Origin of the sequence: [Lactobacillus] timonensis (assembly GCF_900240275.1) — a bacterium.
Classification (GTDB): Bacteria; Bacillota; Bacilli; order Lactobacillales; family Lactobacillaceae; genus Limosilactobacillus; species Limosilactobacillus timonensis.
The window spans coordinates 1,604,529-1,623,765 of sequence record NZ_LT964761.1 but is presented as its reverse complement, the minus strand read 5'-3'; the positions used below and the strand labels follow the sequence as shown (position 1 = coordinate 1,623,765).

At 46.0% G+C, this 19,237-nt stretch carries 20 protein-coding genes and 1 other RNA gene; 14 read left to right on the top strand and 7 right to left on the bottom strand.

The features are described 5' to 3' along the window. Positions 1–154: 154 nt before the first annotated feature. Complete coding sequence (locus C1710_RS07835) at positions 155–538, bottom strand: winged helix-turn-helix transcriptional regulator (RefSeq protein WP_102281668.1); 384 nt, start codon at positions 536–538, stop codon at positions 155–157. A 116-nt stretch (positions 539–654) separates the two neighbouring features. On the opposite strand from C1710_RS07835, the gene C1710_RS07830 reads away from it, so the two are divergent. Together C1710_RS07830 and C1710_RS07825 are read left to right on the top strand one after the other, a co-directional pair. Next, the gene (locus C1710_RS07830; protein WP_102281666.1) at positions 655–945 is read left to right on the top strand and encodes a hypothetical protein; all 291 of its coding nucleotides are present in this window, start codon (positions 655–657) and stop codon (positions 943–945) included. 157 nt (positions 946–1,102) lie between these two features. Next, positions 1,103–1,591: a flavodoxin gene (locus C1710_RS07825; protein WP_102281663.1), complete on the top strand. Its 489-nt coding sequence runs from the start codon at positions 1,103–1,105 to the stop codon at positions 1,589–1,591. A gap of 115 nt (positions 1,592–1,706) precedes the next feature. Here the strand turns inward: C1710_RS07825 and C1710_RS07820 are convergent, their stop codons facing one another. Both C1710_RS07820 and hpt read right to left on the bottom strand, forming a co-directional pair. Then, complete coding sequence (locus tag C1710_RS07820) at positions 1,707–2,480, bottom strand: (S)-acetoin forming diacetyl reductase (protein ID WP_102281660.1); 774 nt, start codon at positions 2,478–2,480, stop codon at positions 1,707–1,709. Positions 2,481–2,655: 175 nt separating this feature from the next. After that, positions 2,656–3,195 carry a hypoxanthine phosphoribosyltransferase gene (gene hpt, locus C1710_RS07815; protein WP_102281658.1) on the bottom strand — a complete coding sequence of 180 codons (540 nt, stop codon included), beginning with the start codon at positions 3,193–3,195 and terminating at the stop codon, positions 2,656–2,658. 211 nt (positions 3,196–3,406) lie between these two features. Here hpt and msrB point away from each other — a divergent pair, with 211 nt between their 5' ends. Then, the gene (gene msrB / locus C1710_RS07810; RefSeq protein WP_102281655.1) at positions 3,407–3,838 is read left to right on the top strand and encodes a peptide-methionine (R)-S-oxide reductase MsrB; all 432 of its coding nucleotides are present in this window, start codon (positions 3,407–3,409) and stop codon (positions 3,836–3,838) included. Positions 3,839–3,872: 34 nt separating this feature from the next. Here the strand turns inward: msrB and C1710_RS07805 are convergent, their stop codons facing one another. Then, positions 3,873–6,095 carry a PBP1A family penicillin-binding protein gene (locus C1710_RS07805; protein ID WP_102281652.1) on the bottom strand — a complete coding sequence of 741 codons (2,223 nt, stop codon included), beginning with the start codon at positions 6,093–6,095 and terminating at the stop codon, positions 3,873–3,875. Between the two features lie 11 nt (positions 6,096–6,106). Next, positions 6,107–6,724, bottom strand: coding sequence for a Holliday junction resolvase RecU (gene recU, locus C1710_RS07800; protein WP_102281650.1), 618 nt, complete (start codon positions 6,722–6,724; stop codon positions 6,107–6,109). A 79-nt stretch (positions 6,725–6,803) separates the two neighbouring features. On the opposite strand from recU, the gene C1710_RS07795 reads away from it, so the two are divergent. The 4 genes from C1710_RS07795 to C1710_RS07780 all read left to right on the top strand — a co-directional run bounded on the left by C1710_RS07795 (position 6,804) and on the right by C1710_RS07780 (position 9,498). Then, a complete protein-coding gene (locus C1710_RS07795; RefSeq protein ID WP_102281647.1) occupies positions 6,804–7,391 on the top strand; it encodes a DUF1273 domain-containing protein in 588 nt (195 codons plus the stop codon). 126 nt (positions 7,392–7,517) lie between these two features. Next, positions 7,518–7,889: a cell division regulator GpsB gene (gene gpsB / locus C1710_RS07790; protein WP_180961330.1), complete on the top strand. Its 372-nt coding sequence runs from the start codon at positions 7,518–7,520 to the stop codon at positions 7,887–7,889. 14 nt (positions 7,890–7,903) lie between these two features. Continuing rightward, an RNA gene (rnpB, locus tag C1710_RS07785) (RNase P RNA component class B) lies at positions 7,904–8,274 on the top strand. Between the two features lie 84 nt (positions 8,275–8,358). Next, on the top strand, positions 8,359–9,498 hold the full coding sequence (locus C1710_RS07780; RefSeq protein ID WP_102281642.1) for a THUMP domain-containing class I SAM-dependent RNA methyltransferase: 1,140 nt from the start codon (positions 8,359–8,361) through the stop codon (positions 9,496–9,498). Positions 9,499–9,545: 47 nt separating this feature from the next. On the opposite strand, the gene C1710_RS07775 is transcribed toward C1710_RS07780, so the two are convergent. After that, positions 9,546–9,935, bottom strand: a complete 390-nt coding sequence (locus C1710_RS07775; RefSeq protein ID WP_102281640.1) for a ribonuclease HI family protein — start codon at positions 9,933–9,935, stop codon at positions 9,546–9,548. 28 nt (positions 9,936–9,963) lie between these two features. Here C1710_RS07775 and C1710_RS07770 point away from each other — a divergent pair, with 28 nt between their 5' ends. From C1710_RS07770 to C1710_RS07740, 7 genes are all read left to right on the top strand, one after another. After that, positions 9,964–10,362 carry an EbsA family protein gene (locus C1710_RS07770; RefSeq protein WP_102281638.1) on the top strand — a complete coding sequence of 133 codons (399 nt, stop codon included), beginning with the start codon at positions 9,964–9,966 and terminating at the stop codon, positions 10,360–10,362. Further along, entirely contained in the window at positions 10,359–10,799 is a 441-nt protein-coding gene (lspA, locus tag C1710_RS07765) for a signal peptidase II (RefSeq protein ID WP_102281636.1), read from the top strand. The genes C1710_RS07770 and lspA overlap by 4 nt, the downstream gene beginning before the upstream one ends. Continuing rightward, a complete protein-coding gene (locus C1710_RS07760; RefSeq protein ID WP_102281634.1) occupies positions 10,800–11,711 on the top strand; it encodes an RluA family pseudouridine synthase in 912 nt (303 codons plus the stop codon). It abuts the gene before it with no gap. A 1-nt stretch (position 11,712) separates the two neighbouring features. Then, complete coding sequence (locus tag C1710_RS07755) at positions 11,713–12,792, top strand: carbamoyl phosphate synthase small subunit (RefSeq protein WP_102281632.1); 1,080 nt, start codon at positions 11,713–11,715, stop codon at positions 12,790–12,792. A gap of 1 nt (position 12,793) precedes the next feature. After that, a complete protein-coding gene (locus tag C1710_RS07750; protein ID WP_180961329.1) occupies positions 12,794–15,295 on the top strand; it encodes an ATP-binding protein in 2,502 nt (833 codons plus the stop codon). 197 nt (positions 15,296–15,492) lie between these two features. Further along, positions 15,493–16,329 carry a transporter substrate-binding domain-containing protein gene (locus C1710_RS07745; protein ID WP_102281628.1) on the top strand — a complete coding sequence of 279 codons (837 nt, stop codon included), beginning with the start codon at positions 15,493–15,495 and terminating at the stop codon, positions 16,327–16,329. A gap of 15 nt (positions 16,330–16,344) precedes the next feature. Further along, positions 16,345–17,499 carry an ArgE/DapE family deacylase gene (locus tag C1710_RS07740; RefSeq protein WP_102281626.1) on the top strand — a complete coding sequence of 385 codons (1,155 nt, stop codon included), beginning with the start codon at positions 16,345–16,347 and terminating at the stop codon, positions 17,497–17,499. A 48-nt stretch (positions 17,500–17,547) separates the two neighbouring features. Here the strand turns inward: C1710_RS07740 and C1710_RS07735 are convergent, their stop codons facing one another. Then, positions 17,548–19,233 (bottom strand): NFACT RNA binding domain-containing protein, encoded by a 1,686-nt coding sequence (locus C1710_RS07735; RefSeq protein WP_102281624.1) that lies wholly within the window; start codon positions 19,231–19,233, stop codon positions 17,548–17,550. Positions 19,234–19,237: the final 4 nt, after the last annotated feature.

The following is a 19,237-nucleotide window of genomic DNA, read 5'->3' as shown; positions in this document are numbered from 1 at the left end:
TAGTCTGAATCTTGGTAATTACTGAGTAACCTTAATTTTTCCGTCGTTGAATATGTTCCTATTCAAAACACCCCCTAGAGATGACACTTTTATTATTTAAAGTGTCAACCCTAAGGGGTATTGTACGGTTTCGTTTTTCCTCAGTTTCTTCTTTTTAAATTTCGAATTTTGCTCGATGAACTTTCTCAAAATGTTTTCCCGTATATATTTCCGCATCACTATGCTTGATCGCCCAATCAGAAATCGTATTAAGTACCGGAATTAGGCTTTTACCTTCCGCCGTCAATGAATATTCAACCCGTATCGGCATTTCATTATATTGTCGACGGTTAACAATTCCTGCCTGCTGTAGTTCATGGAGATTATCAGCTAAGGCAGCGTCTGAGACATTTTCCATTTGTGCTTTTAGCTCGCCGTAGCGCATTGAATCAACATGACCCAAGATACAGAGAATTCGTGGCTTCCACTTGCCACCAAAGATATCTAACCCATAGTCCACAGTACAGTAATATTCTTTTGGTATTTTACGTTGATACATAACTGACTTTCCTCAAAAATTATTTAGTAGCTTAATCGTTTTTGAATTCGTATTAATTTTGATTGTAAACGACTACTATCAAAATTGTAAATTAATTGATTTGAGGAGGAAATAAAATGGCAGTTAAAGTATATTTACAAGTAACAATGGTAATTCCGGAGAAGAATCGGGCCGCGGCAGCAAAGGTTTATACCGATTACCGTGAACCGTTCCTCAAGACCATCCCCGGTGCAGAAACCAAGGATCTTTTAATTCGGGACGAAGATGTTCAAGTTCTTCATGGCTTTGATAGCGTTGAGCATGCCAAGGCATACCTCAACAGTGAAATGTTTACCCAACATGTTTTCCCCGGTTTGAAGCCAACATGGTCAGCAGACCCCGAAGTGCGGATTTATAGTGTAAACTAATGATTAAAGTTAATTAAAAACTTTTTTGTGGTGCCTCAGATTATCAATTTGTGCTATGCATTATCTGAATGGACATGGATTATTAATAAGTATTTTCTTTCCACAGAAGCCCCTTTTATAATTGAAGTAACAATTCAATAGAAAAGGGGAGTTCATTATGGTCAAGACTTTAGTACTTTATTATTCCGCCACTAACACTACCAAAAGGATTGCCAAAGAGATTGCCCAGAAGTTAGACGCTGACATTGCGGAAATTCATGCTGCTCAGCCATATACTGCCGCAGACTTAGATTGGAATGATCCGAATAGTCGGACCTCCATTGAGCAGCATGTCCATGATACCCGGGTGGAAATTAAAGACGATTTGCCAGATGCTCAAAACTACGACAACATCATCATTGGTCACCCCATTTGGTGGGGGATCCCACCACGGATGATTGCTGATTTAGTTGATAAGCTCAACTTAAATGGTAAGTATTTAGCGATGTTTGCGACATCCGGTGGGACAGGCTATGGTCGTTCGCAAAGCTTTGTTGAGCGTGCAGTAGAGGAAAATAATTATGACGTGGTGGTAAATAAAGGAGCCGTCCTGAATAATTCGCACCAAATTATTTCCTGGTTAAATGGTCTTAAATTAGCTAAATAAATTTGTAGCCGTTCTGAAGTAATTTTCAGCAACGGCTTTTTCTATCAACAAAAAAAGAACCAGGCTGCAGCCTGGTTCTGAGTTAATTATTAAACTATAGTTAGTGACGAAAATCCTAGTGGAACTGCATCCCGCCATCGACTTCAAGCGTCTGACCAGTAATGTAGTCAGAGTCAGAGCCGGCCAGGAAGGCAACCCCGTTGGCAACGTCTTCTGGTTCAGACAAACGCTTCAGAGCAATGTCCTTAGCAAAAGTCTGCATGCCCCATTCGTCACTCTTACCAGCATTTTGGCCAACTTTGTGGGCAATGTCATACATCATTGGTGTCTTGACAATCCCAGGAGCGAAGCAGTTAACAGTTGTGCCTTCATCAGCAAGTTCGCGTGCCGTAACCTGAGTAATCCCCCGGATTGCGAACTTCGAGCTGGAGTAGACGGTCAGGTTCGGGTTACCAACAACACCGGCCTGTGAAGTGGCATTGATAATCTTACCAGGATGGCCAAGCTTCTTGAAGGCTTCGTGGGCAGCTTGGATTCCCCAGACAGTACCGTAAACGTTGATCTTGTATACGTAGTCCATGTCATCTTCAGTGACGGTGTCAATTGGGGTAGTTGGCGCAACACCCGCGTTGTTAACCATCACGTTGAAGTCACCAAGCTTATCGGTTGCTTCGTTCACAGCAGCAAAGACTTCGTCACGCTTGGAAACGTCAGCAACAATCGGTAGGGCAGTACCGCCTGCTTGTTCGATTTCTTGTTGAACCTTTTGAAGCTTATCCATGTGGCGAGCAACCAGGGCAACAGCAAAGCCGTCCTTTGCTAAACGTTTGGCAATTGCTTCACCAATCCCTTGGCTAGCACCAGTAACTAATGCAACTTTTTGAGTCATAATTGTTCGCTCCTTCAACTTTGTGAATTTGTTATCAAAGAACGACTTTTATGATAAAGGATGACCGCCCACACGTCAAGTGAATAGCTGAACAAAATAAAATTTTTGGGATAAACAGAAACACCCCCGAGTTAGAGTAGTGCTAACTCGGGGGATATTGCTAAAGAGTTGTTACTTAATTTTCGTAAACGGAACGCTTAAGGATACCGACAAACGGCAAGTTACGGTAAAGACCATCGTAATCAAGACCATAGCCAACAATGAATTCATCGGGAACCGTAAAGCCGACATAGTCTGCTTCGACATTTACTTGGCGGCGAGCTGGTTTGTCCAGTAGTGCACAAATTTCAATGCTTTTTGCACCACGGTCGGCTAGAAGGTTAGTCAGGTACTGAAGGGTATAGCCTGTATCAATGATGTCTTCCATGATAATTACTGGGCGTCCCTTAATGGAATGGGAGAGGTCTTGGACTAGCTTAACTTGACCGGTCGACTGATCGCCATTTTCATAACTAGAAACATCGACATAGTCAACATTCAACTTAAAATTCATTCGTTTAATCATGTCGGTCGCAAAAACCATTGCACCAGTCATAACGGAGACGATGACTGGGAATTGATCGCGGTATTTCTCAGTAATTGTGTTAGCCAACTGGTTTAGCCGTTGATTGATGTCGTCTTGACTGTACACAATTGTTTGAATGTCGTTATTCATGATGGGTCCTCTCAAGTATTGTTCGTAAATAACGAACTATTTTCTGGTTAATAATTATTGACGTTAGCATTTTAACATAAACATACGAAATTAAAAGCTTAAAAGTGAATTATCTCAACTTTTTTAGTGACGCCGAAACTAGGCAAATAATTAGGGGGTCCGTCCTGCTTCATCTTAGAATTAATAGTATAAGCTGAAGGAGGGCACCATAATGGATAAAGACGAATTAAAGAAAAAACTATCGCCGCTTCAGTATGCGGTGACGCAAGAAGCTGCCACGGAACAGCCCTTTACTGGGAAGTACGACCACTTTAATCAGCCAGGAATTTATGTTGATGTTGTGAGTGGTGAGCCACTCTTTTCTTCACTGGACAAGTATGATTCCGGTTGTGGTTGGCCAGCTTTTACTAAGCCCATTGCTAAACGGACGGTAAAAGAAAAACGGGACCAATCTTTTGGAATGGAGCGAACAGAAGTCCGAAGTCGCCAAGCCGATTCACACCTCGGCCACGTTTTCACTGACGGTCCAGTGGAACGAGGAGGACTCCGGTACTGCATTAACTCGGCTGCGCTCCGCTTTATTCCAGTTGATGAATTGGAAAAAGCCGGATATGGCGATTACTTAAGATTGTTTGACAAGTAAAAAACGGTTGGGAATTTTCCCAACCGCTTTTTTGCTAATGACCATCGTTACTTGGCTGTGTTGGCCCCGGTTGTGCAGATGACGATGACGACTCTGCAGAACTAGCACTGGAGCTTTCGGAACTGGAACTGGAACTATCTGAGCTGGAGCTTGATGAACTGTCGGATGAAGATGAGGACGAGTAAGAAGATGAGCTTTCGCTTGATTCTTCTCGTTCACTATCGGCAATCATCCCAATAGCCCACTTCGAATCCTTAATAACCAGTTCACGATGACCGTGGTAACGGACAGCTTCCACGGAGGAAGGCATTCGCCAGTTACTTGCGTGGTTACGATTATCTAGGTAAGCCATCACTGACTTGTACAGCAACTGCGCAGAGTTGACATAGGTGTCAGAAATGCCGCCACCAGCTGCCATCGGGTGATCATAGCCGGTCCAGACAGCAATGGAATAATTCTTGGTGTAACCAGCCATCCAGGAATCCATCACACCGCTATGCCCACTAGTAGGGAACTCGGTTGTCCCCGTCTTGGCTGCCTGGTGAACACCGCTAAGCCGGGCGGCAGTCCCGCTCCCCTGGGAACTGTTAATAACGCCCTTCAGCATGAAAGTCATCATGTACGCAGTAGCGCGGTTCATCACTCGCTGCCCATGCTTATGGTAAGTCTTGGTATTACCATCCTGGGTCGTAATTGACGAAATGTAGTAAGGGCGGTAGTAGATACCACCATTAGCAAAAGCCGCGTAAGCCGCTGATAGTTGGAGTGGCGAGATATAGAGGCCGATCCCGTTTTGCAGGGTGTAAGGCTTCTTTTGCGAAATCCCCAGTCCCTTCAAGAAATCGGTAGCCCGTGAAATCCCGACTGTTTGCAGGGTGCGGATTGCCGGCACGTTTCGTGACTGAATCAGGGCTTCACGCATGGTCATGGTTCCCTTGTACTGGTGGTCGAAGTCGTGAAGGACGATGTTTGTTCCCGGGTAGGTGAACTTAGTGTCCTTGACACTCTTATAGGTTGGCCACTGTAAGTATTCGATTGCCGGACCATAGTCCATAATTGGCTTAGCAGTAGAACCAGATGAGCGGTCAGTTTGAACTGCCCGGTTGAGACCAAAGACGGTTTTGCCTAAATGGCGTCCACCCAGCATGGCCACGATTTGACCGTTATGCGGGTCGGTTACGGCAACACCTGCTTGCATCTGATTGCTCTGGAATGGAATTGAATTATTGGCCGCATTGTAGAGGTGCTTTTGGGCACCCAGGTCCATGTTAGTGTGAACCTGTAGACCGTCAGTATAAGGATTGTATCCCTTAGCATACAACTGGGACATGACTTCCTTGACGTAAGGATCGATAACTTTTTCGTCAACGTTGGCGTCGCCGCTAGAAGTATCACCGTGGTCAGGGTCTAATCCATCGGTAACACTTTCCTTTTTGGCACTGTCAGCATCGGCTTGGCTAATGTATTTGCTGCGAACCATTGCATTTAAGACTTCGTTACGGCGTTTAGTGGCATTGCTTGTATCATTAGCCAGTGGGTTATAATACGTTGGTGATTGAGGAATGCCGGCTAACAACGCTAACTGCGAAAGGGACAGTTGATCCAGATCTTTCCCATAGTAGTACTGAGCCGCGGTCTTCATTCCGTATACGCCGTTCCCCATATAAACCTTATTAATGTAGAAATCTAAAATCTGGTTCTTGGAGAAATGGTGCTCAACGTTAATCGCTAACCAGGCTTCCTGGGCCTTCCGTTTGAAGGTACGGTCAGAAGCGGCCGTTGAAAAGACGGACAGCTTAACTAGCTGCTGTGTCAGGGTACTTCCGCCCTGCATTTCACCACTGGAGCGGCCAAAGACATTATTGACGGCCGCGCCAACGATCCGGACAGGGTCTACACCGTGGTGACGGTAGAAACGACGGTCTTCAATAGACACAACGGCGTGTTTTAAGTTGTCTGGAATTTGATCGTCTTTGGCGTAGTCACGCTTTTGGGCTCCCAAACGGGAAATTACCTTATCATCCTTATCGTAAATCGTCGTGGTCGTTTGACTAGCTAACTCATTACGGCTAATTTTTGGCGCGCTTGACGCATAATAGAAGAAGAGACAAGCACCGGCAAGAACTAAGAGAACGATAATTCCTAAGATCCACAGCAGGATCCGTTTGACCGAGAAGCCGTGATTATTTTTTCCCCCACGGGGTGGTCTTTTATCCATCAAGTAGTCTTCTCTTGACGGTTGATTATTATCTGCCATGTTTTACTCCTTTATTGCTGACTGGCGGCGATTAGCTGGTCGACTCCTGCGAGGTAGTCAACGCGAGGGTTTAAACCGCTATAGACCTCATAGCCGTCAGAAATAATTTTGGTTAAGGGAATCGATTTCTTTTGACCATTGCAGTAGTGATCCCAATCCGTTAACAAGCTGGAAGCGGGGTAGACAAATATTCTCTCCAACGTGGTAAAACGAATCAGAGCGAAACAAATCCCGTCTTGCAGCAGGCATTCTTTCAGATGGGTCACCTGGTGCTGGTGAAAATTTTTGAGTGGAAACGAGCACTTATTCCTGGTTTCCTTAGCATCGAAATCGAGGTAGTAGCCATGATATACACCGTTGTAGTCGGTAGTTGATGGGCGGCGAAAATATGCCTCCTTGATCACTGCCTTGCTACGTTTGGGGTAATCAACTTTCACTAATTGAATTGGTGTTGGCTTTTTGTGGACAACAGCAATATTGTGGGTGCGGTAGAAGATATTACTGTCATTAACCGCTTTTTCTAACGTCATTCCCCGTCGGGCAAAGCTCGACTGGTGAGGCGCCGGAATTTCATCTTTAAAGTTGCTGCCAACGTGAGGCCGCTGACCGTTCGGGTAATGAATAGAAATGGGTACTCCCTCCCTTGACTAGGTGCTATTATACCAGAGAAAGCGAAAGACGGCGGAGATATTAATACGGGGTAGAAAAATGAAAAGAATCTGGGTAACGGGCTATCGAGCGTTTGAGTTGAATGTTTTTAAGGATAATGACCCTAAAGTGACGGTAGTAAAGGAAGTAATTAGCGAAATACTAACTGAAAAGTTAAATGAAACTACTGATAGTTTCTGGTTGCTGACCGGGGCTAATCTTGGTGTTGACCAGTGGGCTGCCCAGGTGGGGACGGTCCTTAAAGACAAGTATCAGCAATTAAAGATCGCCATCATGACCCCTTATGAACAGTTTGGCCAGCGCTGGAACGAAAATAATCAGGCTAAACTAGCACAATTGCGCCGACAAGTAGATTTTGCTTCTTCTGTGACCAAGGGTCCATACCAGACGCCAGCACAATTACTGGCTTATACCGACTTTATGGTCAATTACAGCGATGAAGCAGTGATGATTTATGATCCTGATCACGAAGGTAAACCACAATGGGACTATGCAGCCATCAAAAAGGCTGGCCAAAACCATAACTACCCGTTACGTTTGGTAGACTTTGACGAATTGCAAACGGCAGCTGAAGAATGGAGCGAACGTCAACGGGAAAAGAATGAAGATGGTTGGCCTAATGATTAAATAGTAAAATTTAACAAAGATTGCGGATTTGATCATCATTTTCGTCTTTAACTCTTTGCAATAAAGCAATTTTTTGGTAACATAAAACTTGTTGACGGATAAATCAGCGAATGAGGTGTGAATAAGTTGAGTGAGATCAAATTTACTGCGCAGGATATCCTGCATAAGCAGTTTAAAGAAAAAAGAATGGGAAATGGGTACGATATGGCGGAAGTCGATGCGTACTTAGACGACATTATTAAAGACTACGATACTTTTCATTCTGAGTTGACCCAGCTGAAAAACGAAAATGAACGTCTCCGGGCCAAAGTTGATGAATTAAACCGTCAAGTTGCAGTGGGCTCTAACATGAGCCACAGTGTAAATGAAGGGTCACAGCCAGTTTCAAGTGCTACCAACATTGACATCTTGAAGCGGTTATCTAACCTTGAACGTCGTGTCTTTGGTACCCAAATGGGTAACGGTGAAAGCGACGATTCAGACTCACATTTACTCTAATAATTAGTTTTGCAAATCTTGGGTTATTGAGCGCAATCTCGCATTGCGTTAGGAAGGTCCATGCTCGCACGGACTGCGATGTCCGTAGTGTTTGTGCTCGCTGAAAAAATAAGGCGGGGCACCTTTTTAGGTGACGGCGAAAGAAACGGCTAAGGCTTCGGCTACGCCCGAGTATTTCTGAAAAGTGCCACAGTGACGATACTTGTTGGAAACAGCAAGGGTGGAACGCGGTAAACCCCTCAAGCGGTAAACCCAAACTTTGGTCGGGGAGCTTTGGATAGCGAATTGAAGCGATTCCAGGGGAGGGCAAATGCCCTGAGACAGATGATAACCTCGGTTCGGTTGTGCCTGACGACTGAATTACGACAAAACATGGCCTACAGAGGTTTGCAAACAGGCACCCGGGATTCTCCCGGGTTTTTTTGTGGAATTGAAAACTTAATGAAAGTTAATGAAGGTAGGGACACAGATGCAACAATACCAGTTAATTGCTACCGCAGCATCCGGCGTCGAAGCGTTAGTCGGTAAGGAATTACGCCGTTTGGGATACCAAACGCAAGTTGAAAACGGACGGGTCCGTTATCAGGGGACCATGAAGGACGTTATTAAAACGAATCTCTGGCTACGAACGGCGGACCGGGTCAAAATTGTCGTTGGTGAGTTTAAAGCAACGACTTTTGATGATCTGTTTGAGCAGACGCGCGCTCTTCCGTGGGACCAGTATTTGCCGGTGGATGCCCAGTTTCCGGTTGAAGGAAAAAGCCATCGCTCACAATTACACCACGTCCCTAGTGTTCAGGCTATTGTCAAAAAAGCGGTGGCTAAGTCATTAGCAGATAGTTATCACCGGCGGACACGTCTTCCTGAAAATGGGATGCTTTACCCGCTAGAGGTTGCCATCGTCAAAGACCACGTCATGCTGACGCTGGATACAACAGGAGATAGTCTTTTTAAGCGGGGTTATCGTCAGGAAAAGGGTGGCGCTCCTCTCAAGGAAACGATGGCGGCAGCCCTGGTTTTACTGGCGCACTGGTTTAATGATAATCCCTTCGTCGACCCCGTTTGTGGTTCCGGAACCATCCCGATAGAAGCCGGGTTAATCGGCCACAATATTGCACCGGGAATTAACCGTGATTTTCTCTGTGAGCGCTGGATAAACTTAGTGGGGCCAACCGAGAGTGATGATGTTCGTGATGAGGCAGATAGCCTTGCTGACTACGATGTGCAGTTGGACATTCATGGTTATGATATCGACCAGCAAATGGTCGATATTGCCAAACGCAACTGTCAGGCAGCCGGTTTAACTCACGATATTACCTTCAAGCAGCTGGCGGTCAAAGACTGGCGGACTGATGAACTGAATGGAGTTATTGTGGCTAACCCGCCATATGGTGAACGGTTAGGCGACCGTGAAGAAGCGCGCCAACTTTACCGCCAAATGGGAGCACTTTACCGGCCACTGACTTCGTGGAGTAAGTACATTTTGACTGCTGATCTTGAGTTTGAAAAATATTACGGTCAACAAGCAACCAAGCGACGAAAACTATACAATGGTGCCTTACGGACGGACCTTTTCCAATACTGGGGACACAAGGTGCGTCCACGCTAGTCCCTGTTTTCATGATTTTTTGCTATAATTTTGGGAAAGAGTATCAATCACTCAACTTGGCGAAGGGCCTGATTTGCGAGGTGATGGGCACCGTGGTTTTCCTTTTCGGGAATCCAGCGGGTAATTACCGTTTCGAACTGGTCCATCAGCTGGAGAAGGGTAGCCAGCTCATCCGCATAGTGTTTAGCATAGCTTTTACTAATTGCGTCTTTGACAAGTTGGCTGTCCGTGTGAAATATCACTACTTCTTGTCGAGAATAATTGGTAGTCAGATAGCGAAAACCGTGAATGGCCGCTTGAAATTCTCCCTCGTGGTTACTGGCTAGCGAGATGGTATCCGTTAATTGGAACTGCTTTTTATTAACGACAACTAGGATGCCAAGACCTGTTGGACCCGGGTTGCCCTTGGTTGCCGCGTCGGTATAAATAGAAATCATAAAATTACTTTCTTTCTGGAGGGCGAAGATGCAGGAAACAAAAAAATACTTTTATCAGCCTGACCTTACCAGTTCAATTATTGACTGGTGCTGGACGCTGTTGATTTTAATTGTTGGTGTTGTTGTTTGGTTGGAAATCACACACTTTCAGTGGATTTCAGCACTATTTATTCTGATTTTCTTGATTTTAACATTTTTCGCGATTCAGCGGCGGACGGTCACCGTTAATTCAGAATCGATGACGTTTAGTCGGTTATTGCAGCGTGACTTTTTAGTGGTGCCATTAAAAGATATTCGGCAGCAGCGGTTTACTAAGCACACCATGACAATGACTGTTAACGGCGAGGTAATGACTTATACTTTTTCGCACCGGTCCATCGTTGACCTTCAACGCACGCTGAAAAATGCTCAGCAAGGAGTTAAATGATGTTTTACTTCTTACTGACGGTGTTTTTTCTTGGTCTTGATCAACTGGTAAAGTGGCTGGTAGTGGTTAATATCCCTCTTAACCAGTCTCACCCGTTTATTCCGGGACTGTTTAACCTGACTAACCTTCGTAACCCTGGCGCCGCCTGGAGTATCCTGGAAGGACAACAGTGGTTCTTTGTAGTGGTGACGGTGGTTGCTTTGGTAGTAATTGGCTTGTTGATGAAACACTATCGGGGTTATCAGTGGGCCGAGGTCAGTTTGTGTCTGATTTTAGCGGGAACGTTAGGGAATTTTATAGATCGACTGCGGTTTGGCTACGTTGTTGATATGTTTGAACTTTTACCAGTGAATTTCCCTGTTTTTAACGTTGCTGACGCACTGTTGACGGTCGGCGTTGTCCTGTTGGCCATTCAGATTCTTAAAGAGGATGATTAAATGACGCCAATTCAACTGAAAATTGAACAGGGAGATAGTGGGCGATTAGATAAGGTTCTTGCTGGTCGACTAACTCAGTTTTCGCGTTCCAAGTTGCAGCGTTGGATTAGTAATGGTTTGGTGTTGGTCAACGGACAGCAAGTAGCCGATAAATACAAGGTGAAGATTGGTGACCAGGTCGTCGTGATGCCGGAAGGGCCGCATCCGATTGACCTAAAACCAGAAGACATTCCGCTTGATATTGTCTATGAGGATGATGATGTGCTGGTAGTGAATAAGCCGCAGGGAATGGTTGTTCATCCAGCGCCTGGTCATCCTGACCATACCTTAGTGAATGCCTTGATGTACCATAGCCCCTTGTCGACGATTAATGGAGAATTTCGTCCAGGTATTGTTCACCGTATTGATAAGGACACTTCCGGTCTGCTGATGGTAGCAAAAAACGATCGGGCTCATCAAAGTTTAGCGGCCCAGTTAAAGGCGAAAACTACTAAGCGGGAATATATTGCGCTGGTACACGGCCGAATTAAAGAGGAGAAAGGGACCATTGATGCTCCTCTCGGCCGTTCGCGAAAGGATCGCAAAAAACAGGCAATTGTCGCCAATGGGCGTCATGCGGTAACCCATTTTAAAGTTCTTGAGCGCTACCGCAATTACACGCTTATTAAGTGTCGGCTAGAAACCGGTCGGACCCATCAAATTCGTGTTCATCTAGCATCAATTGGTCACCCCCTGGCAGGTGACCCGCTTTACGGTCCACGCAAGACGTTACCAGGGAGGGGGCAATATCTTCATGCCCGTTTATTAGGGTTTGTTCACCCAACGACGGGAAAGGAAATGGTTTTTACAGCCCCGCTACCAGCTTATTTTCAGCAAATGATTGCAAATTTACGGCAAGGTGAGAAGGATTAACATGGCTGATCGTTATTTAATTCTAGAAGATGGCTCCGTTTTTCCGGGGACCGCTTTTGGTTCTCCAGCGGTCACTTTCGGGGAAATGGTCTTTACGACGGTAATGACTGGTTACCAAGAAATCATCACTAACCAGGTTTTTCATAACCAGATCGTTGTCTTTACGACCCCCAATATTGGTAATTACGGGATTGAACGTAATATTTACGAATCAATTGTCCCCACCATCAAGGGTGTTGTTGTGAAAAATGTCGCTAACGTTTCGACTAATAAGAAGCGCCGGTTGACGCTTGACCGCTACCTCAATTCGATGAACATTCCAGGAATTGCTAACGTTGACACACGGGCCTTAACCCATCGGCTGCGTGATGCCGGCAAATTGTTGAAGGGAAGTATTGTTCCCGTTCCCGACGAACACGCCTTTGACCAACTTCAGGCGACAGTATTAACTAACCAGCAAGTTGCACAGGTATCGGCGCCCAAGCCATACCCGAATCCTGACGTGGGGATGAGTGTCGTGGTGGTTGACTTTGGCCTGAAGAACGGGATTTTACGGGAACTGAGTCGTCGCAAGTGTAACGTCACGGTCTTACCCTACAACGCGACGGCTGAAGAGATTTTACGATTGGATCCGGATGGGGTCGTTTTATCGAGTGGTCCCGGTAATCCGGCGAGCTTACGGGCCTCAGTATTAGAAATGATTCGTGAGGTTGAAACGCGTGTTCCGCTCTTCGGCATTGGGCTGGGTCACGAGCTGTTTGCTATTGCGAATGGTTGTAGTTTGAAACCAATTATTCCGGACCATAGTGGGATGAACCACCCGATTAAAGAGGTCATTACGGGACACATCGTCTACGCGACCCAGAACCAGGGATATATTCTCACCCATGATGCGGTTGATCGTTCTCAGCTTTACGTTACTTATGTCGACTTGATTGATGGTTCCATCCAGGGCCTTCGCCACCGGGACTATGCGGCCTTTTCGGTACAGTTTTTCCCGGATGGGGCTCCAGGACCAGATGAGACCAATGGCTTATTTGACGAATTTATGGACACGATGCGCGTTCGGGAGGGGCGGTAATATGGCTCAAGATTGTGTCTTGTTGATTGGAACCGAATCCGATAACTTGCAACATGGTGACGAGCTCGATACGTTAACACTTGACATCGCGGCTAGTCTAAAGAAACAGGGGCTGACGACGGTCTTGATCAGTACCAACCCCTTTTCGTTTTCACTGGACGCCAAGCAAGCGGTCGACCATGCAGAAATTGTCCCCGTGACGAGCATTAATGTGGAAAATATTATTAATAAGTATCATCCTCGCTACATTGTTCCCACGTTAGGCGGACGTCACGCTTTTGAAGTAATTCAGGAAGTGGCCGAAAGCGGTACTCTCCAAAAAAATAACGTCGAATTGCTGGGTAGTCCCTTATCCACCATTCGTCAGATCAACAACCCGGTGATGTTGAGTAGAACACTGCACACGATGGATGCGCCAACAAAAAAGATTGCAACGGTTGATAATTATCAGGCTGCTGATGATACCGTTACTCAGATTGGGTATCCAGCAATTATTCGTTCAATCATGCCGAAGACGAGCAGCTTTTGGCGGATTGTGCATGATAAGAACGAGATGCATGAAGCCGTTACCATCGGTTTGCAACGATCCCGCGCCGGTCAAATTCTGATACAACAGAGCCTGGCAGGCCTTAAAGAAATAGAAGTCATCGTTTTGCGTGATGCATCAGGAACAATGATGCAACTGGCAATGGTGGAAGACATTGACCCCATTGGGACGCATGCTGGGGATTCCATTGCGGTAACCCCCGCGCAAACACTGCTTGATAGGGAAATTCAGGATATGCGTGATATTGCCTTTGCAATCACCCGGAAGTTAAGAGTGGTGGGGATCAATCACGTTCAGTTTGCTCTCGATGAAGAAAAAGAACAGTTTTACGTAATTAAGAACAGTCCCTACCTTGATCGGATGAGTACTTTTGTCGGCCAAGCGACTGGCTATCCGGTGGGGATGGTAGTAGGCCAGCTCTACGCGGGAATGAATCTGGTAGATATTCACCTTGACCATGGTTATTACCGGCACGCGGCAGTAACGGAACCGGTAATGGACCGGGTCGCAGTCCGCGTACCTGTTTGGCCATCCAGTATTCTTCACGGGAAGAACCGCCTTTTGTCAACCCAGAAAAAATCACTCGGGTCGGTCATTGGTATTGGGCGAAGCCTAGAGGAAGCCTTATGCAAAGCCATTTCCTTTGATCATGGCGAAGACCTCCGTTTACAAGCAGAGAATAAGCTTAGCGAAGACGAACTGATTTCGGGACTGATTCACCCGCAAATAGGGCGGCTGTACCTGCTGATGGAGGCATTACGGCGTGGCTACTCTCCCGAAGAATTATCGGAGATGACTAAGGTTGATGAGTACTATTTTGTGGAGCTTGACAAATTACTAGACCTCGTCAAGCAACTAAACGGTCACCCTGGTGACGAAAAACTGCTTGGCCAGGCGAAGTATTTGGGAATCCCGGATAAACTGATTGCCGACTTATGGGGACTGAGTGAAGGTCGCGTTGCGGCTATCCGCCACGGTAACGGTATCAACCGGACTTACAAGATGGTTGAACCAACAGGTGGTGAATTTGCGACTGATGTAGCTTCTTATTACAGCACATTTGAAATGGAGGATGAGTCGCAAGTAACGCCGACTCCCAGTGTTATGGTGGTGGGGGCTGGTCCCCTTCAGCTAGGGATGGGGAGCGCCGGTGACTATTTTTATGCTGCTGTGTTGGCAAAACTGCGTCATTATGGCTACCACACTATCGTGGTCAACAACAACCCTAGTTCGGTTACCTTGTCACCACTTCTGGCTAATAAGCGCTACTTAGAGCCGCTGATCGCTGAAAATATCCAGTCAATTGTTGGAATAGAACATCCAGACTATTTACTTGTTCCGGCCAGCCGTTCCGACTTACTATCAGCATTAAATGTTGCAGATGAAACGCAGTTACTAACGATGCCTATCAACCGTAATACTCGCAGTATCAGCAGCCATTTTCCGCTCTATAATTGTGACCTCTTATTTGACGGAAAACAGCTCTACCAACTCGCAATCACCGCTGATTATCAGTCACCACTGAATTTAAAGTATCAGTCGACTCACCAGTATTTACCGGTGGAATTAACACCGCTGGATAAGCACCAGGTTGAACGTTTAGTCGACCAGTGTCGCTCCTCGCTGACGAAGCCGGGATTATACCAGCTTGTGATGTCAGTTCATCAGGATGGCACGATCAAGCGGGAAGGGCTGTTGCCGCTGCCGTTGACCGATGTGGCCTTCTTGTCGAAAGTGCTGGCGCTTGATATTCCAGGATTATATAGTCAAATTGCCACCGATGTCCTTGATGATGAGCAGCAGCTTGCAGTTCAGCATCCCCGGTTAGTGGAGCGTGCGGTTTATCAGGCGCAATTTCCCTTTAAAGCGTTACGCGTGCAAAATGGTCAACTAAGTGTGAAAAACGTGATGGGAGCAACAATGTTTTTGTTCCCACACCAAAATAAACTATCGTAACAAGGATCCAAAAGCGTGATTAAAGTTTGTTTAGCAACTTTAATTACGCTTTTTTTGTATTTTATTTGAATAAATATTGCATATCAGCTTTTTAAGTGTATAATGAATGCATAAATAATCAAGAAACGGGGTGCTGGTAATGCGACGACAAAGGATGGAAGACGGTTGTTAAGCGGCAGTTTAATGGAGGAATAATTATGAAATTTAATGTTAAAAAAGGAATATTGCTTGCGTTTGCCACGGTGATCGCACTTGGCGGACTACTTGGTGGTTGTGGGAAAAAAGATAATAGTTTTCAGAAAGTTAAGGATAAGAATGAATTAGTTGTCGGGACATCCGCCGACTTTGCACCGTATGACTTTCAGATTGTGAAGAATGGTAAAAAAGAAATTATCGGTTATGATATCATGCTGGCACATGAAATTGCTAAGCAGACGGGAATTAAACACGTCAAAGTGGTTAACATGTCCTTCCCGTCGTTGATTACTGAACTCCAAAATAAGAAGGTTGACGTTGTGATGGCAGGGATGGCTTACACCAAGCAACGGGCCAAGGTGGTTGGCTTCTCCAAGGTTTACCACAACGATAGTGGACGGGCCCAGGTTCTCCTGGTTTCACCAAAGAATAAGGATAAGTACAAGAGTGTTGCCGACTTAAGTGGAGCCAGTCTGGGTGCACAGCAGTCGTCAGAACAAGAAAAAATTGCCAACAAGGTTAAAGGCGCCAAGGTAGTAACCGAAAGCTCGCTGGCTGGGTTAACAACAGAACTGAAGAACGGCACCCTAGATGGTGTTGTTTGTGGTGGTGATACCGCTAAGGCTTACGTCAAGGAACACCCTAATGACTACGCTATTGCCGACAACATCAACTTTAAGTACAGTAAGCAGGCGGCCGGTGTTCGGATTGTTACCCGGAAAGACGATAAGCAGTTGTTAGAGCAGATTAACCAGGTTATTGAAAAAGATAAGAAGAACGGTAAGCTAGATAAGCTCTACCAGCAAGCTGTTGATCTTCAAATTGCTAATAACCAATAACGTGAGGACGGTAAGATGAATAAAGACCAACAATTATCAATATTCAAACATATTATTAATACGAAAACGGTCAATGACAACGAGGCAGAGCTGGCTGACTATTTGGCAGGACTCTTTGCACCGTATGCTGACCAGGCCGTGAAGGTGGAAAAAGTTCATTACGCACCAGGGCGTGATAACCTGGTTGTAACGATTGGGCACGGCGGTAAGGTTCTTGGTTTCACAGGTCACATGGACGTGGTTGACCCTGGTGATTTATCAGCCTGGGAGACCGATCCATTTGATGCCACGATCAAAGATGGAAAGCTTTACGGTCGTGGCGCCTGCGATATGAAGAGCGGGCTGGCAGCCGTTGTGGTCGCTTTATTGGAATTACTGGAACAAGGTGTCCACTTGCCAGGGACAATCAAGTTGCTGGCAACCGTGGGGGAAGAAACTGGTAATTATGGAGCAGCGCAGCTCACACAAAAGGGTTATGCTAACGACTTAGATGCCCTCCTTGTTTGTGAACCTAATAATGACCTTCACGATGTGACTTATGCCTGCAAGGGGGTTGTCGACTACTACGTTACGGCAGTGGGGCGGGCAGCTCACAGTTCCCGACCGGAAAACGGGGTCAATGCAATTGACCACCTCTTTGAATTTGCCCGGCTTGCAAAGGCAAAATTAGACCAGTTTGACCAGGAAGACCCTGCACTAGGGAAACTCACCCATATTGTTTCGAAATTTAACGGTGGGGAACAGATCAACAGCGTGCCGTCACATGCCGTGATGGCTGGTAATATTCGGACTATTCCGCAATACCCTAACAAGGCGGTTTATGAGGCACTTAATAATACCGTAGCGGAATTGAATCAGCAGCCGGATCATCAGTTGAGTATTCTCTACAGTTTCCCGGAAGAACCCATGGGTGGGAACGTCAAGTCGTCATTAATCCAAGAAGTACAAGCGACGGCAAATCAGGTACTGGGATGGAAACCGACGCCAACAGTCAGCACTGGCGCTAATGATGGTCAGGAGTTCACCCAGGCTGACAAGGAGTTTACTAGCGTGATCATTGGACCGGGTGGCGACTGCTCGCATATGCCAAATGAATATGTTGATCTGACCGCTTATTACCAGGCAATTGCCTTTTACAAGCAATTTGCGCAGGATTTTTTAACAGAATAGCATAACAAACCGCGGATTCTTCTAACGAATCCGCGGTTTTAATTCAAATTATTCATTTAATAATTTTGGCATTACGGAAATGGTCTTTTGATTGCGAAAAGTGACAAATCCCGGTTTAGCACCATTCGGTTTATGAAGCTGTTTGACTTTTAAGTAGTCCACTGGAACGTTAGCTGAATCGCGCGCCTTGGAGAAATAGGCTGCGAGTTGTGCCGCTTCAGTAATCGTTTCCTCAGATGGGTGAGCATCACGAATGACAACGTGTGAACCAGGAAGATCTTTGACGTGTAACCAAGTGTCATTCTTGTTAGCAATCTTGAAACTCAGCCGGTCATTTTGTAAATTGTTTTTCCCAACCATGACCAGGGTACCATCGCTGGTGTGGAATTGTGCTGGCTTGCTGACCTTTTGCTTGCGTCGACCCTTATGTTGCTTTTTCAGGTAGCCTTCTTGCTGGAGTTCCAGTTTCATGTCCTTAACATCAGCCGGCGCAGCAAAGTCAAGCTGGTCCTTGATATTTTGGAGGTAGTGAATCTCATCTTGAGTTTTAGCTAGTTGTTCGTTGACGTAAGCAACGGATTTTTTTAATTTATCGTAGCGAGTAAAGTACCGTTGGGCGTTTCGTGACGGCGTCAAATCCGGCTGCAGCTTGATCGTGAGCTGCTTATTGTTGTCGTAAAAATTAGGTAAGTCAATTTTCTCCATTCCCGCTTTTAACCGGCCCAGGTAAGTAGTGAGGATCTCACCGCGAATACGGTAGTAATCGGCGCGGGCGGCATCATCAAGCTCCCGGTGTAGTTTTTTCACTTTCCGGCGGTCCTTTTTCAATTCATTATTAACTACCTGTAAGACCTGACCGGCCAGTTCCTTCGTCCGGTCTAGTTCAGCTTTGCGGACGTAATAAGCATCGAGTAATTCCGAAAGGGTCGCAAAACTGCTGGTAGACGCTCCGGCTGGGAGTTTTAGCGGCGGAAAGGCAGCAAATGATTGTTTATTATTGGACTGACGAATAAGCACTGGCTGGGGCGTTTCAAAACCAGCTAAAAATTGGTGATAAGTGGTCGGTAAGTGGGAACTTGCGTGGAGACGTTCAGCAAGGTCGACAGCGGAACTTCGCCCAAAACCTTCGTAGTGTTTCTGCAATTGATTGGCCAGCTCGCTAGGATTATCCGCCAACTGTGTTGCAAAGTCAGAGTATAGTTGATTGGGTAAGTATGGGTTAACTTTATCCTGCTTGGGTGGCATGATAAATTTTGCTCCCGGTAAAAGCGTTCTGACGCGGTTTTGATCGCTGGAGACGTGCTTAATCGCATCGATGATTTTGCCAGTTTTTCGGTTAACAAGGGTGACGTTACTGTGCCGCGCCATGATTTCGACGACGATCACTAGTTGCTGGTTATCACCAATCTCATCACGGGAACTGAAGTAAAATTCCACTATCCGGTCGTTTCCCACCTGCTTGACTTCTTCGAGAATGGCACCTTCCAAATACTTTCTCATTGTCATCGTAAAATTGGTGGGTACCTGGGGATTGCTGTAAGGAATAGTGGTCAGCTGGACCCGCGGATAAGAGGGGTTGGCCGACATTAAGAGCGTGTAGTTGTGGCGGTGTGCTCTAATCACCATTAGCAGTTCGTTGGGGTAAGGTTGACTAACCCGACTGATTCTCCCGGTTGCCAGTGTGGTTTGTAATTCATGCACGATTGCATGGGTAAAAAGTCCGTCAAAAGCCATTAGA

Bases quoted from the DNA above. Each gene is read 5' to 3' on its own strand.
- C1710_RS07760 (WP_102281634.1), top strand. From the start codon at position 10,800: ATGACGCCAATTCAACTGAAAATTGAACAGGGAGATAGTGGGCGATTA.
- C1710_RS07805 (WP_102281652.1), bottom strand. From the start codon at position 6,095: ATGGCAGATAATAATCAACCGTCAAGAGAAGACTACTTGATGGATAAA.
- hpt (WP_102281658.1), bottom strand. From the start codon at position 3,195: ATGAATAACGACATTCAAACAATTGTGTACAGTCAAGACGACATCAAT.
- lspA (WP_102281636.1), top strand. From the start codon at position 10,359: ATGATGTTTTACTTCTTACTGACGGTGTTTTTTCTTGGTCTTGATCAA.
- C1710_RS07745 (WP_102281628.1), top strand. From the start codon at position 15,493: ATGAAATTTAATGTTAAAAAAGGAATATTGCTTGCGTTTGCCACGGTG.
- C1710_RS07755 (WP_102281632.1), top strand. From the start codon at position 11,713: ATGGCTGATCGTTATTTAATTCTAGAAGATGGCTCCGTTTTTCCGGGG.
- C1710_RS07825 (WP_102281663.1), top strand. From the start codon at position 1,103: ATGGTCAAGACTTTAGTACTTTATTATTCCGCCACTAACACTACCAAA.
- C1710_RS07830 (WP_102281666.1), top strand. From the start codon at position 655: ATGGCAGTTAAAGTATATTTACAAGTAACAATGGTAATTCCGGAGAAG.
- msrB (WP_102281655.1), top strand. From the start codon at position 3,407: ATGGATAAAGACGAATTAAAGAAAAAACTATCGCCGCTTCAGTATGCG.
- C1710_RS07780 (WP_102281642.1), top strand. From the start codon at position 8,359: ATGCAACAATACCAGTTAATTGCTACCGCAGCATCCGGCGTCGAAGCG.
- C1710_RS07795 (WP_102281647.1), top strand. From the start codon at position 6,804: ATGAAAAGAATCTGGGTAACGGGCTATCGAGCGTTTGAGTTGAATGTT.
- C1710_RS07820 (WP_102281660.1), bottom strand. From the start codon at position 2,480: ATGACTCAAAAAGTTGCATTAGTTACTGGTGCTAGCCAAGGGATTGGT.
- C1710_RS07740 (WP_102281626.1), top strand. From the start codon at position 16,345: ATGAATAAAGACCAACAATTATCAATATTCAAACATATTATTAATACG.
- C1710_RS07735 (WP_102281624.1), bottom strand. From the start codon at position 19,233: ATGGCTTTTGACGGACTTTTTACCCATGCAATCGTGCATGAATTACAA.
- C1710_RS07770 (WP_102281638.1), top strand. From the start codon at position 9,964: ATGCAGGAAACAAAAAAATACTTTTATCAGCCTGACCTTACCAGTTCA.
- C1710_RS07750 (WP_180961329.1), top strand. From the start codon at position 12,794: ATGGCTCAAGATTGTGTCTTGTTGATTGGAACCGAATCCGATAACTTG.
- C1710_RS07775 (WP_102281640.1), bottom strand. From the start codon at position 9,935: ATGATTTCTATTTATACCGACGCGGCAACCAAGGGCAACCCGGGTCCA.
- C1710_RS07835 (WP_102281668.1), bottom strand. From the start codon at position 538: ATGTATCAACGTAAAATACCAAAAGAATATTACTGTACTGTGGACTAT.